Source organism: Streptomyces sp. NBC_00316 (assembly GCF_036158715.1).
Taxonomy (GTDB): domain Bacteria; phylum Actinomycetota; class Actinomycetes; order Streptomycetales; family Streptomycetaceae; genus Streptomyces.
Genome location: NZ_CP108023.1, coordinates 492,599 through 509,710 on the forward strand (window position 1 = coordinate 492,599; position 17,112 = coordinate 509,710).

Sequence of the window (17,112 nt, forward strand, 5' to 3'; positions counted from 1 at the left end):
CGTACCCGTGATGATCTGGTGCCGTGTCCGGTGCGCGGGACGCCGAGCGGGGCGATGCACGGCTTTCAGGGCCGGACGGTGGCGGACGTGGCGGTGGACGGCAGGTGGGTGATGGTGCCGGTGAGGGTGCGGCGCCTGGTGTGCCCGCTGCCGGGCTGTCCGCGGCAGACATTTCGTGAGCACGTGCGCGGTCTACTGGGGCGCTACCAGCGCCGGACGAACCCGGCTCACCGACCAACTCGGTGGCGCAATCGACGAGTTACCGAGACGCCGCCGACTGCGGGCCCCACTCAAGCGCGCCGGCCGCGTCCGCGGCATCGAGGCCGAGGCCGAGAGGCTCCACGACGTCTCGAAGGCATTCCACGCCATCCCCCGACGCAAGAACTCGCTGCTGCCGATCGACGCCTCAGCGAGGCGGGACGTCTATCGACTCAACCACACCCGGCTCGGCGTTCGAGCTGTGAACTTCCCATCGCGAGCGGGCTCGTTGAGTTGCGAACGTTCCGAGCGAGTTTGCCGTGACATGATCTGGCGTCGCGACAGGAGTCCGTCACGGCGCCAGATCTGCTTCGTGTCGTCGCTCAGCGTAGGGCGATCGCCGTCCATGAAACTGCCGGCAGCTCGATGGTGAGCACGCCGTCGACGAGCGTCGCGCTCCCGTTCGCGGACGGGGCCACCCGGTGCTGCTCGGCGAGCGTGTTCTTCGCGTACACGTCGGAGTCGGTGAGCGTGACCGCCTCGACGATGCGCGACGAGCCGAGGCTGCGCACGTCGATCACGACCTGCGCGGCCTCCTCCACGTCACGGTTGACGAGGAAGACCGCGGCCCGGTCCTCGTCGACGGTCGCGACGGCGTCGATGACGGATGCCTCGCCGTGGCGCGCCGTTTTGTACGTCGGCGCCTCGATCACAGGCCGGATCACCTCGCCGGAAGCAAGCCGGCTCGTGATCGAGAACGGGTAGAAGGTCGTCTGCCGCCAGGCCGGGCCGCCGGGCTCGGTCATGATCGGCGCGATCACGTTGACGAGCTGCGCGAGTGACGCCGAGGTGACGCGGTCGCTACGTTTGAGGAGCGTCATCAGCAGGTTGCCGACGACGACGGCATCCGCCACCGTGTACATGTCCTCGAGTTGCCGAGGGGCGTGGCGCCACTCGTCGTTGACCTCCTCGGACGCCTGGTGCTCCTTGAGGTACCAGACGTTCCACTCGTCGAAGGAGACGTTGATCTTCTTGTTTGAGCGTTTCTTGTACCCCACGTGATCGGCGGTCGCGACAACGGTGTCGATGAAGTAGTCCATGTCGATCGCCGAGGCGAGGAAGGAGCCGAGGTCGCCGTCGTGCTCCTGGTAGTACGCGTGGCACGAGATGTAATCGACATAGTCATAGCTGTGCTCGAGCACCGTGCGCTCCCAGTCGCCGAATGTCGGCATGCCGGACCCGGAGGAGCCGCAGACGACGAGTTCGAGGTCCTTGTCGGCCATCTTCATCGCGGCGGCGGTGCGGGCGGCGATCTTGCCGTAGTCGTCAGCCGTCATGAAGCCGGTCTGCCACGGTCCGTCCATTTCGTTGCCGAGGCACCACATGCGCACGTTGTGCGGGTCCGGTGTGCCGTTGGCGATGCGCAAGTCCGACAGCGCTGTGCCAGACGGGTGGTTGGCGTACTCGAGCAGGTCCAGCGCGGGCAGGATGCCTCGCGTGGCGACGTTGACCGCCAGCATCAGCTCGGAGTCGGTGAGCTCGAGCCACTTGGCGAACTCGTCGAGGCCGACCTGGTTCGATTCGAGCGAGTGCCAGGCGAGGTCACGGCGCACCGGGCGCTTGTCGCGCGGGCCGACCGAGTCCTCCCAGCGGAAGCCGGAGACGAAGTTGCCTCCCGGGTAGCGGATGGTCGTGCTGCCGAGCTCCCTGACGAGTTCGACGACGTCCATGCGGAACCCTTCATCGTTCGCGCTCGGGTGTTCCGGCTCGTAGAGCCCGGTGTACACGCAGCGGCCGAGGTGTTCGACGAACGAGCCGAAGGTGCGGCGTCGGACAGGAGCGATGACGGCCTGCTTGTCGAGCTTGATGTGGGCGCGGGGCAATGCAATGGTCCTTTCCCTGGGATGGCGCGGGCGCGCCGCGGGCTGAGCGATGCCGCCGATCGGCGGCCTGCCCCTGCCGGAGGTACGGCAGGGGCAGGCGTGAGACGGTCCGGTGCAGATACTGGTGGCGGTTTCAGCCCTTCACGGCGCCGGTGAGACCGCCGACGATCTTCTTCTCGAAGATCGCGAAGAAGATCAGTGCGGGCAGCATGGCGAGTGAGGTGAACGCGAGGACCCTCGCGGTGTCCACTGAGTACTGCGAGGAGAACTGCTGGACGCCGAGCGGCAGGGTGTAGTTCGCTTCCGAGTTGAGGATGTACAGGGGCAGGACGTAGTTGTTCCAGCTGCCGATGAACCCGAGGATGCCGACGGTCACCACACCGGGCAGTGACAGCGGGATCACCATGCGGAAGAAGAATCCGAGTCGGCTCGTACCGTCGATCGCGGCGGCCTCCTCGATCTCGTTCGGAATGGCTCTGAGGAACGGCACCAGGATGATGACGGTCGTCGGCAGGCCGAAGGCGATCTGCGGGATGATCACGCCGAACAGGCTGTCGACGAGGCCGAGGTCCTTGACGACGATGTACAGCGGGGTGATCGCGATGACCAACGGGAACATCAGGCCGGCGGCGAACAGGGAATACATCGCGCCCTTGAGCTTGAAGTCGTAGCGCGCGAGAACGAAGCTCACCATCAGGCCGAGGACGACGGTGCCGACGGTGCTCACGAGTGCGACGATGATGGAGTTCGCGAATTCGCCCCAGAACGTCACCGACTTCAGAACGCTGACGTAGTTGCCGGCGACCCAGGGGTGCGGCAGGCCGGCCGGGCTCGTGCTGATCTGCGAGTTGGTGCGGAATCCGCCGATCACGATGTAGAGCACCGGTGCGATGCAGACGCCGATGAAGAGGAGCGCGATGAAGTAGGTGAAGGGGGTCCCCCACTTCTGCGGCTTGTCACGGTTGCCGCGACGGCCGGTGGGCGCCTTCGGCGCCACGGCGGAGGACATCCCGGGGGTGGTGGTCGTCGCGCTCATCACACGGTCCCTTCAGTGACGGCACCCTTGAGGTCGCGGCGCAGGACGAAGCGCTGGTAGATCAGCGCGACGATGAGCGAGATCAGGAACATCACGACCGCGATGGCACTGCCGTAGCCGTAGTTGCCCGCGTTGCGGCCCTGGGCCACCATGTAGATCGCCATGGTCGAGGTGCCCGCGGTGCCCGCGACGTACGGCCCCCAGATGATGAAGACGAGGTCGAACAGCTGCAGCGAGCCGATGATCGACAGGAACGCCCAGATGCGGATCGTCGGCCCCAGCAGTGGCAGCGTGATGCGGCGCTGGATCTGCCAGTAGGAGGCGCCGTCGAGCGAGGCGGCCTCGAAGAGCTCGTCGGGGATCGACTGCAGGCCGGCGAGCATCAGGATCACCGCGAAGCCGATGTACTTCCACGAGATGATGCCCATCAGCGTCCAGAGGGCCAGCTTCGGGTTGGAGAGCCATTCAGCCTGCAGGGAGCCCAGGCCCATGTGCTGCAGCAGGTCGTTGACGGCGCCGTTGCTCTGGAGCATCAGGCTCCAGCCGGTGCCGACGATGACCTCGGAGATGACGTACGGCACGAAGATCAGGACGCGGATGATCGAGCGACCGCGGATCTTCTGGTTGAGCAGGAGCGCGAGGGTGATCGCCAGCGGGCCCTGGATGACCAGTGAGAGCACCAGGATCAGGCCGTTGTGCGACAGCACCTGCTGGAACGCGGGGTCGGTGAGGATCAGCTTGTAGTTGTTCAGGCCGACCCATTCGGTGGGCGCCCCGTAGCCGTGCCACCGGTAGAAGCCGTAGTACGCAGCGAGCGCGACCGGGAAGATCACGAACGCCAGGAATATGAGGATCGCCGGTCCGGACAGGACCGCGATCTCGAGCCGCATCTTGGCACGGCCTCGGCGCTTCGCAGCCACTCGCGGCGAAGCCGGGGGCGCGGACTCGGCCGCGCCCCCGACTCGAGGCGTGCCCTGCGACTGGCGGCCGTGGGCCGCGTCAGTACCCAGGGTGTTGCTCATTGTCGCTTACTCAGCCCTTCGCGGCAGCAGCGTTGGTGGCCTTGACGATGTCGGCAGCGCTGCCCTTGCCGGCCAGCAGGTTCACCACCGCGGTGTTCATGGCGTTGCCGACGTTCTGGCCGTACTCCGTGTCAAGGAACATCACCGAGTAGGCGGCCTTGTTGAAGGCCTGCAGCGCCGACTGGTTGAAGGAGTCGGTGACGACCTCCTGGGCCTCCTTGTTCACCGGGATCGTGACGAAGGCCTTGGAGTAGGCCTCCTGCTGGTCCTTGGTCACCAGCCACTGGAGGAAGGCAAGGGCCTCCTGCGGCGCCTTCTTGGACAGCGAGTATCCGTCGAGGCCGCCCATGATGGCGGACGGGTCGCCCTGGCCACCGGGGACGGCGGGGAAGGGGAACCAGCCCAGGTCAGGCAGCGGCTTCTGGTCCTTGGTCAGGCCGCCGATCACACCGGGGTCCCAGTTGCCCATGAGCTCCATGCCCGCCTTGTGGTTCGCGATCATACCCGCGGACGACCCGGCACCCTGCTGCGACGACGTCGTCAGGAAGCCCTTCTGGAACGGCTCGACCTTCAGGAATGCAGCCAGGTCTTCGCCGGCCTTGGTCCAGCACGCATCGTCGAACTTGAGCGACTTGGCAGCGTTGTTCATGGTGTCCTGGCTGCACTCGCGCACGGCGAAGTTGTAGTACCAGTGCGCTGCCGGCCAGGCGTCCTTGGCGCCGACCGCGATCGGCGCGACCTTGATCGCCTTCAGCTTGTCGATGGCGGCCTTGAGCTCGTCCATCGTCGTCGGCGTCGAGGCGATGCCGGCCTGCTTGAACAGGTCCTTGCTGTAGTAGATGCCCTCGGGCTGCGTGTCGAGCGGCATGGCGTAGGCCTTGCCGTCGATCGAATAGCCCGCGAGAGCCGCCGCGCTGGCGTTCGTCTTGTCGGTGTCGGTGAGGTTCAGCGCCTGGAGCTGGCCGGCGTTGACCTCGGCCTGCATCTTGCCGCCACCGCGCTGCAGGAAGATGTCCGGGGCGGAGTTCGAGTTGAGGGCGGTCTGCAGCTTGCCGTCGAGGTCCTCGTTCTGGACCGCCTGGATCTTGACCGTGACGTTCGGGTGCAGTGAGTGGTATGCCTTCGCGGCGGTCTTCCAGTACTCCGCACCGGGCCCGGGCTGAGCGTTCTCCCAGACGGTCACCGTGACCTTGCCATCGGACGAACCGCCGCTGCCGTTGCCGTCGCTGCCGCCGGCGCAGCCGGTGGCAGCGAGTGCGATGCCCAAGCCGATCGCGACAGCCGTCGCGCTGCGTGTTTTCCTCGTCATTGTGGAAATCCCTGATCTATCGTCATTGACACAGTTGGTGCGCATGGTTTGAGCGAAGTAATGGCCTATTGGCCCTGATCTGAACGTTCAAGCGGCAGGCCGGCCGCGGCAACAGTGAGGGTCGGGCATGTACGCGAAGCAGCGTCGATCACTGCAACCCCTGCTTTCCGGCTCCGGGCATGCGCCTGTGGACGTGCCAGGTGGACGGGTGTGACCGTATGGAGTCGTGTCCGTTACGGGGAGGTGCCGATTCGCTGGAGAGTATGCGCTCGGCGCAGAGCGGCAGTCAATGAATCATTTCCGAAAGTTCACCGAAACTTGTAAATGACCGTCAGGGGTTGGCTATCGAAACATTTCGACGCCCTCCGCCGATCAGGCCCGTCCGGTTTCGTCCGCGTTGCACAATGCCTTGACGTCTCGCCAGTCGGACCTCACGGTCACGAAAGCACGCGCAGATGTGTCGAAACTTTCGGGCCGGTCGGACACCAGCCGATCCATAGCGAACCGGGACAATGGGAGAGGAGGTGCCCCGTACCGGTCCAGCGGAGCGCGCTCCGGACCGACGTGATCTCCGCCAGGCGGTGCTGCGGTGCTCATTGGATCAGTCCGCTTACGGTGTCGTGGCGATGGACGCGCTGCGCGGGGAAGGGATGACGTCCGGGTCGCCGGCAGGGGTCCGAAGCTACAGGCCCGGTGCGGCCTTCCGGTGTTCTTTGCACCGACGGCACACTGACGCGGAGGTCTTTCGCAATCACCGTGTTCGAGTCGACCGCTCGACGCGCTCGGCCGCTTCCATCCGTTACTGTTCCCGGAACTCCCGTCGTTCGGCGGTCGGAGCGCCACCTTATGGTTACCGCATGCGCAGGTGATTCCGCATGGATCAAGGATCGTCGTCCCCTGCGACACCACGAGTTCAGCCTCAGTAACGGCAGTTCGTGCCGCCGCCGCGGCAGCTGCGATTGCGAAGCTCGCCTGCCGGCCGCACGGCGAGCGCGTCCACAGGCGCGGCGCCCGGGATCCTGGACAGTCGATTTCGCGGCGCTCTGAATCCAAGCTGCCACAGGGCGAGTTGGGCGATGGCGATGGTAGTGGGTCGCTGCGATCCGCCGTTCGGTTCGATGGTGACGGCAAGTGACATGGCAGTCGTATGCAGTCCGGTGGCGACCGGTGGTGTGTCGCCGTGGAGCAGCCCGAGCGAGCGCGGCGGCGTGTGGGGGCCGATGAGCCAGAGTTGGTGGACCTTTCCCGCGGGCGGGGCGCCGATCCCGGTGACGGTGACGACGGCTCGCCCCTGTGCTGCGGAAGCGACCACGCCGATGCCGCGTCCGTTTCGGTCTCGCCCGCTGGTTGCGCGGGCGTCGGGGACCGTGAGTACGGAAGTGATCGCCTGCGTCCGGGCCCGCTCCTGTGCGAGCTCGTCATGGGTCTGTGTCGCCTGTACCGCGAAGAGCACGGCCGCGACGAGGGCCATGACGGCCGTGCCGAAGGCGAGCGGAACGAGGAGGGGGCGACGCACCCAGGGTCCGCGCGTCCCGGCTGGTGGCGTTGGCCGTCGCCCGGTGGCGGACCTTGGCAGGTTGTCGGCTTCGGTCGTACGTGTTTCTCCCTCAGGGTCCGGTGTGGCCGGGGCGGACTGTTCGCGGGATTCGTCCTGGGCAGTCGTACGGACAGCCGCGAGGACCCGTTCGCGCATTGCGGCCGGTGCCGGAGCACTTGTGGGCAGCGCGAAGCGGAGCACGCCTTCGGCCAGGGTCGCTCGGCCACTTCGCGGTACGTGAAGCCGTCGTAGTAGGCGAGAGTGACGGACTGCCGTTGCAGCTTGTCCAGGCAACGTCGCACCCACTCGCGCTCGAGCCCGGCCTCGACTTCTTCGGCGACCTGGTCGAAGGCCGGTTGCTCCGCACGCCGGGCCTCGCGCTGCTCGCGGTCACCGGCCGCGCGGGCGCTGCGTACCCGGTCGACGGCCCGGCGGTGCGCCAGGGTGAGGATCCAGGACTGGGCGCTGCCGCGGTTCGGGCCGAACCGGTCAGCGGTGCGCCAGACGTCGAGCAGTACCTCCTGGGCCACCTCCTCCGACTGGGCCGAGTTGTTCCTTCTTCTTCGCATCGATGCTGATCACCGGCTGCGGATGGGTCGGTGGCTCGACGGCCCATATAGAGGTCTCGGGTGACGGAGACCTTGGCCTGGCCGAGTTGGCCGGCGATCTGGCGGGCGGTGTGACCCGCCTCGTCGAGGGCGGTGGCGGTGGTCTTGCCGCTCCGGTTCATGCCGGCAGCCGACTCATGGGTCAGAGAATCGCCTGGCGGGCTCGGGCCGCCTCGATGTCCGCAACATGCTCTTCGGCCCAGAGTCGTACGGCGCGGAGCGGGATGAGCAGAGAGCGGCCCAGCGGTGTCAGGGCGTACTCGACGCGGGGCGGGTTTTCGTCGTACTCGTGGCGGCTGATCAAACCGTCGGCTTCCAGGGAGCGCAGGGTTTCGGTCAGGACCTTCGGGGTGATGCCCTGGATATGCCCCTTCAGTTCGGTGAAGCGGCGAGGTCCGTCGTCGAGGGCGTTGAGGACGAACACGGTCCAGCGGGCGCCGATACGGTGCAGCACCGTGCGGCTCGGGCAGGTCGCCGCCATCACGTTGTACGCCTTGCCCATTGCTGCTCCCAGTTCCGTTGAAGATACCGGTATCAAATCCATACCGTTACACCCGATCCTACGAGAGGGAGTGAGACACATGGAGCGGATCCTGGTCATCGGCGGTGCACGGGCGCTCGGCGCGGCCGTCGCGAGGCGTGCGGTGGAGGATGGGTACGACGTCGTTGTCGGTGCCCGCGATCTGGCTGCGGCCGACGTGCTGGCGGGCGAGATCGGCGCCACCGCGGTACGGGTCGATCTGCAGGACGAGTCGACGCTCGCCGCCGCGGCGGAGCGGCTGAAGGATGGAATTGACCACATCGTGACGACCGGTTCGGCGCCGCACGATGTCCGCGCGACCGACCTGGATCGCGACAAGCTGCTCGCTGCGTTCACGGCGAAGGTGGTCGGCCCGATGCTGGTCGCCAAGCACTTCGCGCCGGTACTGCGGCCGACCGGGTCGATGGTGCTGTTCTCCGGTGTTGTCGGCTGGCGCCCCGGGCCGGGATCACTCGTCAAGGGGGTCACGAACGGTGCGGTCGAGTACGCAGCGCGCCACCTGGCGGCGGATCTGGCGCCGGTGCGGGTCAATGCCGTCTCGCCTGGTGTCGTGGACTCGGGCACATGGGATCGTCTTGGTGACAACAAGACCGGCTTGTTGAGCAAGAGCGCGGCCGGGACCTTCGTCGGACGCCACGGCGAGACCGACGACGTCGTCGACACGGTGATGTGGCTCCTCCGTGCGGGTTTTGTCTCCGGCGAGACGATCCACATCGAGGGCGGCGCCCGCCACAAATCCGCCTGATGCCCAGTAGGGCTTGGTCAGGTGTACGCGCTGGTGGCGTGTCTTGGTGTTCGTGGGCGCGTTGATGGTGTGTGACACCTGGGGAGATCGATCAGGTCCGGGAGGACCTGGAGGCGTTCACGGCGGAGATGTTCGAGGCGTTCACGCGCGCGGATCAGCACCGTTGGGGTCAGGCGTATGTGCGCGGGCTGCTGCTGGACGGGCGGCGCAAGTCGGTGGAGCCGATGGCAGCCCGGCTGGGCGAGGACGGCAACAGGCAGGTCCTGGCGCATTGCGTCACGTCCAGTCCGTGGAGCTGGGGCCCAGGTGCGGGCCCGGCCGGCATGGTCGCCCTGCGGATCCGCCCTGCAGGACGTGAGATCCGGGATGCCACCCCCAGCGTTGAACCGGCCGCGTGCTGGCTGCCTGCCGAGTGGCCCGCCAAAGAAAGTTCCGGCTCCCCGGCCTGCCCGCCGACACCCCGCTGACCACCCCGGTCCGCCTGGCCGAGCTCCGCTGGAGAATCGAGCACGACTACCGCGAGATGAAACAGGCCCTGGGACTTGCCCACTTCGAGGGCCGCACCTTCAACGGCTGGCACCACCACGTCACCCTCACCTCCCTCGCCCACGCCTTCTGCACCCTGTGGAGGCCGGCCCACGCCCCAAAAGACACGGAACCGGCCTGAGCCTCCATCAGATCGTCCGCGAGCTGCAATTGCTCCATGCCATCTGGGCCGGCGCATGCCCCACCTGCCACCGCGACATACCCAACCGATACCGACCCGACCAAGCCCTACCAGGACGACCGAGTAAAGTGCGCGCCGGCAGTCCGGTTACTTGAGGAGGGGAAGCGTGACCGATACCAGCGAAGCCCGATCCGCGGACGGTGCAGCTCACGCGACCCAGCAGAGTCGACTGCGCCGCCTGATGCGCTACATCCCTATGATCGCCCCCGTCCTGCTGTGGACTGTGCCCTGCTGGGTGCTGCTGCACACCGGCCAGCACTGGCCGCTCCCCGTGGCGCTGGGCGGCACCGCCCTGTTCGTCCTCGGTCTGGTCGCTATGCCGCTCGCGATGGTGCGCGGCCACGGCCGACGGCAGCAGGACTGGGCGGCGATCGTCGGAGACACCCTCCTTGGGGCCAGCTGGGTACTGTTCACCTGGTCCGTCCTGCTCGGCGTCCTGCTGCGCCTCGCCCTGACCGTGACCGGCGTGGGCAACGGGCAGAACCGGGCCCGGATCGTCAGTTGGGTGGTCCTCGGCGTAACCGCCGGGCTGCTCGCCTGGGGGTACGCCGAGGCCCGCCGGGTGCCACGGGTGCGTCAGCTCGACGTACAAATCCCGCGGCTGGGAGCCGGATTGGACGGCACCCGCGTCGTCCTCATCACCGACACCCATTACGGCCCGCTCGACCGGGCCCGCTGGTCGGCGCGGGTCTGCGCGAAGGTCAACACCCTGGAGGCCGACCTGGTCTGCCACACCGGCGACATCGCGGACGGCACGGCCCGACGCCGCCGCGCCCAGGCCGCTCCGCTAGGCACCGTGCGAGCCACCCGGGCCCGGGTCTATGTCACCGGAAACCACGAGTACTACAGCGAGGCCCAGGGCTGGGTCGATCTGATGGACGAGCTGGGTTGGGAGCCGCTGCGCAACCGTCATCTGCTGCTCGAACGCGGCGGCGACACCCTTGTGGTCGCCGGCGTGGATGACGTCACCGCCGAGTCCTCCGGCCTCGCCGGCCACCGCGCCCACCTCGCCGGCGCCCTGAACGGCGCCGACCCCGACCTGCCCGTCCTTCTCCTGGCCCACCAGCCCAAGTTCGTCGACCGGGCCGCAGAAGGCGGCATCGACCTCCAACTCTCGGGCCACACCCACGGCGGCCAGATCTGGCCCTTCCACCACCTCGTCCGCATCGACCAGCCCGCCCTCGCCGGCCTCAGCCGCCACGGCACCCGCACCCTCCTCTACACCAGCCGCGGCACCGGTTTCTGGGGCCCGCCGTTCCGCGTCTTCGCCCCCAGCGAGATCACCCTGCTCGTACTCCGCTCCCCACAGCAGCCTCCCGCACAGCCCCTATGAGCGGGGTCCTGGGTGCAGTTGTCCGTGACCAGGTGGAAGATCTCCCGGGCCGCCTAGCGTTCGAGGGCAACGGACGATTTCGCGGGCTTCCTCCATCGCGTCCTGTACCACCGGAAGATGCAACTGGAGTCCGTACGTGACATGGCCGCGGCTGTTCAGCGTGCTGTCCTCCAGTCCCCGCTCTGCGGTTAGCGCTACTTCAGTGCGTACGCCCGGATCATCTGGAAGGGACAAGCGGCGCGGGCGTCGAGCGGACCAGCAGCCGGCGGGCGGTCTCCAGGCCCCAGTCGTCGAGGGAGTTCACACGGTCGCTCAGGACGCGCACCCCCGCGTACCGCTCGATGTGGCGCGCCCATTCCTCGCGGCGCTCGACCTCGGGGCGCACGATCACGCAGTCCGGGTCGTTGTGCCAGAACCTGCCGTGCATGAAGGCGCGCCCGCGCCCGCTGAGCACGGCGCCCGCCTGGGAGGGCTGGCTGATGTCGCCGTCGGCCGGCTCGTAGGACGGGGCGATGTCGCAGCTGATGCGCATTCCGTCGAAGAGGCCGACGGAGGGCAGCAGCGGGGCCCCGCAGCCGAGCAGGGTAGCGCCGTCGCCCGCCGCCTCGCGGATGAGGTCGACGCCCATCGCGTACGCCTGGAGCGCGGTGACGTCCTCGTGGCGGCGGCCCACCCGGGCCGCTGCGAAGAGGAAGTCGAGTTTGAAGTAGTCGAAGCCGTGACCTCGCCACGTCTGGAAGACCTCCCGGAGGTAGGCGGCCGCTCCCGGGTGGGTGATGTCGAGGGCGTACAGGTCCTGCTCCCAGATATGGCCGGTCCACAGGGGTTCGGTGCCGTCCGGGGTGCGTACGAGCCAGTCGGGATGGTCGCGGAAGACGTCGGAGCGGGCGCCCACGAACATCGGGGCGATCCATACCCCGGCGCGCCGGTCCGAGGCGTGGATGCGATTGACAAGACCGCTCAACGAGCTGAACCGGTCGGAGAGTTGCAGCCAGTCTCCGATCTCCTTCTGGAAGGCGTCGTCCACGGCGATCATGTCGACGGGCAGTTCGTGCCTGTCGATGGCGTCGATGTTCTCGTACATGTCGCGCTCGGTGAGCCGGGTGAAGTACTGGTACCAGGGACACCAGCCGGTCGGATAACTCTCGGCGACCCGTACGCCCAGCTTCTCGGCGTACCGGTCGGCCCAGCGGGCGAGTGCCGAGTCCAGGCCGCCCGGGCCGTCGTCGACGGTGTGCTCGACCGGGCCGTCGGAGGTCACGCGCACTCCCCCGGCCTGCGCGACCGCCCGGACGGACGGGCAGGAGATACGGGCGTCGGGCGCCGCGAACAGATGGACCGGTCCGCCGTCGCCGGGGTCGACGGCCAGCAGTCCCTCTCCCTGGAAGCCGGTGGCCGGCGCCGGGGTGTCCGCGCGGTACGTCGACATCTCGTACACCCGCAGTGAGGGTCTCGGCGAGGTGTCGGTCGCCGGATATACGGCGCTGGGGCCGAAGGAGGACCAGCCGTTCTCGAAGACCTGGGCGCGGGCCGGATCGCACTCCACGAGGGCGATGGGGGCGAAAGTCATGGGGATTCCTCGAAACGCAGGGCGGAGGGGCACCCCCGGGCCGGAAGTGCCCCAGTACGGACATCGGGGTCAGGCGCAGTGGAACTTCGAGTCAGCCCAGTCGCCGTGGTCATTGCCGTTGCCGTCGCCGCCGTCGAGCGTGCGCAGTTCCACGTTCTGCGCGCCGGTCAGATCGACGGTGATCGGCTGCGGTGCGGTGTTCGGTGTGAACACCCCACTGGTGAAGACGGTCTTGCCGTCCGCGGCCACCGCGAACGCCACGGAACCTCGCGTGGTCTGCGAACGGTCGAGACCGACGGTGGCGGTCAGGCTGGTGCACCGGCCGCCGAGTTCGTAGCCGATGACCGCCGGGGTGCCGCCGAACGGCGCGGTGCCCAGGCCCTTGGCGTAGATCGTGGTGCCGAGGGTGAGCGCGCCACCGTCGCCTGCCAGGTCCTCGCCAAGGCTGTGGTCACGCTCGGCGGGGCCCCACCCGTTGGTCATCTTCGTCCAGGCCATGTCGCTCGCGTAGGTGTCCCCGGTCGGGGCGCCGCCCACCAGTGACTTGGTGGCGAGGCCGAAGATGTGCAGCGCCGGGTCGTTGGGCAGGGTCACCGACTCGACCGTTCTGCTCTCGTCGAGCGGGACGGTGTTGTAGAAGATCCGGTAGTGCTCGGCCGGGTTGGCCGGGCCGGACGGCGTGTTGTTGCCGAGGCTGTCCACGGCCACTTGCGCGCCGTACCGGCCTTCGTCGTCGCCGTGCCAGCTCGGCAGCCCCAACGGGGTGCTGCTGGAGGTTCCGTCGGTGTACGAGACGACTACCGTGCCTGCGTGGCCGCTGGCCGAGGCGGCGCCGAGCACCGCGAGCCGGTCACGGCCGGTCACAGCGATGTTCTGGCCCCGGGCGGCGACGTTGTCGGGCTTGCCCGCCGCGACGTCCGGCCAGGTGAAGGTGACGCCGTCGTGCTGGACCGTGCCGCCGGGGCGGACGCCCGTCGTGGCCAGCGCGGATTCGGAGAAGCTGCTGCCTGCCGAGTCGAAGGCCCCCTGCTCTGTGGTCGCGGCGCCGGTGACGGCGACGTTGTTGAACGCGGCGGCCAGCGAGTCGTAGCCGAGGCTGAGACCTGCCGCCCCGGTCACGCCGGTGCGCCGGCCGTTCCACCGGTAATCGGCGTGGACGTCGAGGATGTTGCCGGACGGGATGGGGTCGGCGGGCACCGTCAGGGCGTACTGGACGGTCGCGGTGGCGCCGGGAGCCAGCGTGTCGAGGGTGGTCGGGTCGCCGGCCTTCGCGATCCAGCCCTCAGGGGCATCGGCATTGAGGCGTACGTCGCTGACCGCCTCACCGCTGCTGTTGGTGAAGGAGACGGCAACGGTGGTGGTGGCGCCCGCGGGAACCCGCGTGGGGGTGACGCCGAGGGTGGCGACCTGCTTGCCGCGGTCGGCCGCCGGGGCGGGGCCGAGATCGTCGACGATCAGGTTGTCGAGCGTAGCGGCCCCCTCTCCGTCAGAGTTCTGCGTCAGTGCCAGATATGTACTGTCGTCGCCGGAGACGAACGTCTCGTCGATCGAGGCGTGCGGGGCCGAATCCTGCGGCGGCAGGCTGTCCGTCCAGCCGTCCGGGATGGGCCCCGCGGGCGGCGCGGTGGCCAGCCCTCGGTCGGTGGTCTGCGCCAGGGGGGTGGTCAGCAGCGGCTTCGACCGGCCGTCGGCCGTCACCTGGAAGGTGTACAGGCCTCCGGTGTCGGACTGGTAGTCCATCCTCACCCGATAGGCGCGGCCTGCGGCCAGCTTGATGCTGCCGGGCCAGGTACGGAACTGCAGTCCGGAACCGTTGCGGGTCGTCTCCAGCGAGTGCTTGCCGCCGATGGTGTCCCGCGTGTAGCCCTCGTGCCGGTCCGAGATGATCTCACTCGGCTCGGAGAACGTGCCGATCAGGAACGGGCCGAAGCTTCCGCCGTCGGGGTGCTCGAAGTCCGCTGTGTAGTAGTGGCCGCCGGCCCGGTGGGTGGCGCCGTCGTTCTTCTGGACCCGGACATCGGTGAACTGCACGGTGTCGCTGTCCGGGGAGGCGGCACCAGCGAGCTTCAGCACCACGGTGTGCTCGTCGTGCGGCACCGTGAACAACACGCTGAGCTGCTGGAAGCGCTGGCCTGCGAGCCGGTTGTCCGCGTCGTTCATCACCGGGGTAGGGGCGTCGATCGAATTGCTGACCTGCTCGGTGGCGCCGTCGACCGAGAGCGTCGCCCTGCGGTCGCCTGTGACATTGACGTACGCGGACGCCTTGTAGGTGCGACCGGATTCCAGACCGTGCAGTTTCTGGGTGACCATGCCGTCGCGTCGGCCGGAGATCCTCAGGCTCTGCAGGCCGTTGGTGTCGGTGACGACGCTGATGCCTGAGACATCGCCGGAGCTGGAGGCGCGGTGCCAGTCGGTGAAGCCGCCGGTGAAGAACTGTCCGTCGGCGACGATGGTGCCCTGCCCGAAGTCCACCGACTTCGCGGTGCTTTTGGGCGTGGGTGCGACCCCGGTGTTGCTGCCGTCCTCGACGGACCCGGAGTCGACCGGCACGATGGTGGCGCCGTTCGGATAGACGACGTACGGAGTGTCCTCGGCGAGGTCGAGGCTGATGCGGTGGCTGCCGTCGACGGGCAGGACGCCGGCCTTCTGCTTGCCGTTGCCGGTCAGCTTGTAGAGGGTGACGTCGTCGATGCCGGACCAGGCGTCGGGAAGCGTCCAGGTGCGCTTGGTACCGCTGTCGCTCCAGGCGTAGATTTTCTCCTGGCCCTTGGCGGACCAGGGCATGAAGAGATCCTTGCCGTCGCGCACGAGATGCCCGTCGCGGTAGATGCGCGGTGTGCCGTCCTCGGCGGTCGCCTTCACTCCGTCGGTGAAGTCGATCTGCTTGTCGTCCCAGTGCGTGATCTGAAAGTTCTGCAGGTACTTGGCCGGGAGGTTGTTGGTGAAGACCTCCGCGATCTCCTTGTTCAGGGAGTGGTCGGAGTGCCAGCCCATGAAGCCGGCCTTGTTCTGCACGCCGCCGAGCATCGGGTTGCTGTCGTGGATCCAGGCATCGGTCCGGTCGTTGTAGATGAACCGCAGGATGTCCGAGTTGATCCCGATGTCCTGGTACTCGGCCGACTGGTGGTACCACGTGGCATAGGGCCACATGTACGTGGGGAACTCGGTGTAGATCGGCATGCCGAGCCTGTTGACCACTTCGGCCTGCTTCCAGGCGCTCCAGTCGACATTGAAGAAGGCGTCGGAGTAGATGAATCCGAGGTTCGGCACCTCCCTCTTCAGATCCGTCATGCGCTTCTCGTAGTCGCCGCTCGCCAGGTCCTTGTCCTGATCCATCTCGTAGTTGGTGTCCCCGTAGATGTAATGCGGCGTCGGTGCGGCCGGGTTGGTGGTTTTGTCCCACCGGAAGGCGTTCGCGCGGGGCGCCGCGATGCCGTTCTGAATGTGAACGCCCACGACCGTGTTGTACTTCCGCGCCTCGTCGACCACCTTCCTGATGTCGGCGAGTCCGCCCGCGGCCTCGTTGTAGTTGCCTGCGAAGTCCGGGTGCGCCGAGTCGTGTCCCTGGTCCTGATAGCCCTTGAGCTGAATGGACTGGCCCAGGCCGTCGGTGTAGAGGGAGACCTTCTTGATGTCGTCGAGGGTCTTGATGAACGGGTTCTGCGCCTGGCTGGCGAAGTTCATCAAAATCTGGGAAACCACGTTGTTCTTGGTCAGCTCGCCCGCGAACGGCTTGGGCATGATCTTCCGATATGCGATGGCGCCGTCCTGCCAGTCGACCTGCCCGTCGCCGTTGCGGTCCGGGGTGAGGACGACCTGTGCCTCCGGGGCGGCCACGACCTTGCCGTCGGGGCCGCGGTAGGTCCAGGCACTCGACCAGACGCCGGTCCGCTTCGTGTCGCCCGATCCGGTGGTCTGCAGTTGCAGATTGCCGTACGTCTGCACGGCATTGGACGAGATCGCGCCCGCGATGCGGTCCGTGCTGAGGATCGCGATGCTCGCCCCCCGCGCCTCACTGTCGACGGCGAGGTCCGCAACGGACTTGATCTCGTCGAGCTCGGGGCCCGGCGCGTAGTTCGTACGGGCGACCGTGGCATCGGCGACACGGGCACCGGCCTGGTCTGCGCGCATCGACAGCAGGCTGTGTCCGGGCAGGCCGATTGTGGAGACCTTGGTGGAGCCGTTCTCCTCGATCTTCTTGATCGAGAACTTCAGCCGGTCGCCGTCGACTGCGATGCGGACCGTGGCGACCACACCTATCTGATCGACCGTCAGCCGGTAGTCGATGTGATCAGTCTCCGCGCTCGTCTCGACGCCCGGGACGTACGTCGTGCCGTTCACGGCAAGCACCGGATTGCTGACCACGTCACCGTGGAGCACCGCGCCGCTGTCGGCCCACGTGTAGGCGAGGACATCGGGGAAAGTCCTCGACACATCGACGGTGAGATCGGCGGAGCGGATGGTCACCGCCGGGCCCGCGTCGGCCACGGCGGGCGGTGCCGTGAGGCAGGCGCCCGCCGTGACGGCGACGGCCGTCGCGGCAAGGAGTCTCGATACGCGCACGGATGGCATGGCATGCCTCTGCAATCTGAGGTCGCGGTGC

Annotated in this window: 11 protein-coding genes and 2 pseudogenes; 4 read left to right on the plus strand and 9 right to left on the minus strand. The window is 67.7% G+C overall.

From position 1 onward, the window contains the following. Positions 1-581: 581 nt before the first annotated feature. From arfA to OG878_RS02365, 7 genes and pseudogenes are all read right to left on the minus strand, one after another. The gene (arfA, locus tag OG878_RS02335; protein ID WP_328885164.1) at positions 582-2,081 is read right to left on the minus strand and encodes an arabinosylfuranosidase ArfA; all 1,500 of its coding nucleotides are present in this window, start codon (positions 2,079-2,081) and stop codon (positions 582-584) included. A gap of 133 nt (positions 2,082-2,214) precedes the next feature. Beyond that, positions 2,215-3,117 (minus strand): carbohydrate ABC transporter permease, encoded by a 903-nt coding sequence (locus OG878_RS02340; protein WP_328885165.1) that lies wholly within the window; start codon positions 3,115-3,117, stop codon positions 2,215-2,217. Continuing rightward, positions 3,117-4,007, minus strand: coding sequence for a carbohydrate ABC transporter permease (locus OG878_RS02345; RefSeq protein WP_328885166.1), 891 nt, complete (start codon positions 4,005-4,007; stop codon positions 3,117-3,119). Before OG878_RS02345 ends, OG878_RS02340 begins: the two co-directional genes overlap by 1 nt. A gap of 142 nt (positions 4,008-4,149) precedes the next feature. Next, a complete protein-coding gene (locus tag OG878_RS02350; RefSeq protein WP_328885167.1) occupies positions 4,150-5,448 on the minus strand; it encodes an ABC transporter substrate-binding protein in 1,299 nt (432 codons plus the stop codon). 919 nt (positions 5,449-6,367) lie between these two features. Next, positions 6,368-6,964 (minus strand): anti-sigma factor, encoded by a 597-nt coding sequence (locus tag OG878_RS02355; protein ID WP_443049047.1) that lies wholly within the window; start codon positions 6,962-6,964, stop codon positions 6,368-6,370. Positions 6,965-7,199: 235 nt separating this feature from the next. Beyond that, positions 7,200-7,533: pseudogene (locus OG878_RS02360) on the minus strand (sigma-70 family RNA polymerase sigma factor); the annotation flags it as partial. A 202-nt stretch (positions 7,534-7,735) separates the two neighbouring features. After that, on the minus strand, positions 7,736-8,095 hold the full coding sequence (locus tag OG878_RS02365; RefSeq protein WP_328885169.1) for a winged helix-turn-helix transcriptional regulator: 360 nt from the start codon (positions 8,093-8,095) through the stop codon (positions 7,736-7,738). Between OG878_RS02365 and OG878_RS02370 the strand changes: the two genes are divergently transcribed. From OG878_RS02370 to OG878_RS02385, 4 genes and pseudogenes are all read left to right on the plus strand, one after another. After that, positions 8,088-8,879, plus strand: coding sequence for an SDR family NAD(P)-dependent oxidoreductase (locus tag OG878_RS02370; protein WP_328885170.1), 792 nt, complete (start codon positions 8,088-8,090; stop codon positions 8,877-8,879). The two genes, OG878_RS02365 and OG878_RS02370, sit on opposite strands and share 8 nt — an antisense overlap. A 128-nt stretch (positions 8,880-9,007) precedes the next feature. Then, positions 9,008-9,346 (plus strand): transposase, encoded by a 339-nt coding sequence (locus tag OG878_RS42155; RefSeq protein ID WP_443049224.1) that lies wholly within the window; start codon positions 9,008-9,010, stop codon positions 9,344-9,346. Further along, positions 9,316-9,546, plus strand: a pseudogene (locus OG878_RS02380) (transposase); the annotation flags it as partial. The gene OG878_RS42155 and the pseudogene OG878_RS02380, both read left to right, overlap by 31 nt. A 166-nt stretch (positions 9,547-9,712) precedes the next feature. After that, positions 9,713-10,939, plus strand: a complete 1,227-nt coding sequence (locus OG878_RS02385; protein WP_328885171.1) for a metallophosphoesterase — start codon at positions 9,713-9,715, stop codon at positions 10,937-10,939. 217 nt (positions 10,940-11,156) lie between these two features. On the opposite strand, the gene OG878_RS02390 is transcribed toward OG878_RS02385, so the two are convergent. After that, positions 11,157-12,509: a glycoside hydrolase family 36 protein gene (locus tag OG878_RS02390; RefSeq protein ID WP_328885172.1), complete on the minus strand. Its 1,353-nt coding sequence runs from the start codon at positions 12,507-12,509 to the stop codon at positions 11,157-11,159. A 69-nt stretch (positions 12,510-12,578) separates the two neighbouring features. Beyond that, positions 12,579-17,072: an endo-alpha-N-acetylgalactosaminidase family protein gene (locus OG878_RS02395; protein ID WP_328885173.1), complete on the minus strand. Its 4,494-nt coding sequence runs from the start codon at positions 17,070-17,072 to the stop codon at positions 12,579-12,581. Between the last annotated feature and the right edge of the window lie 40 nt (positions 17,073-17,112).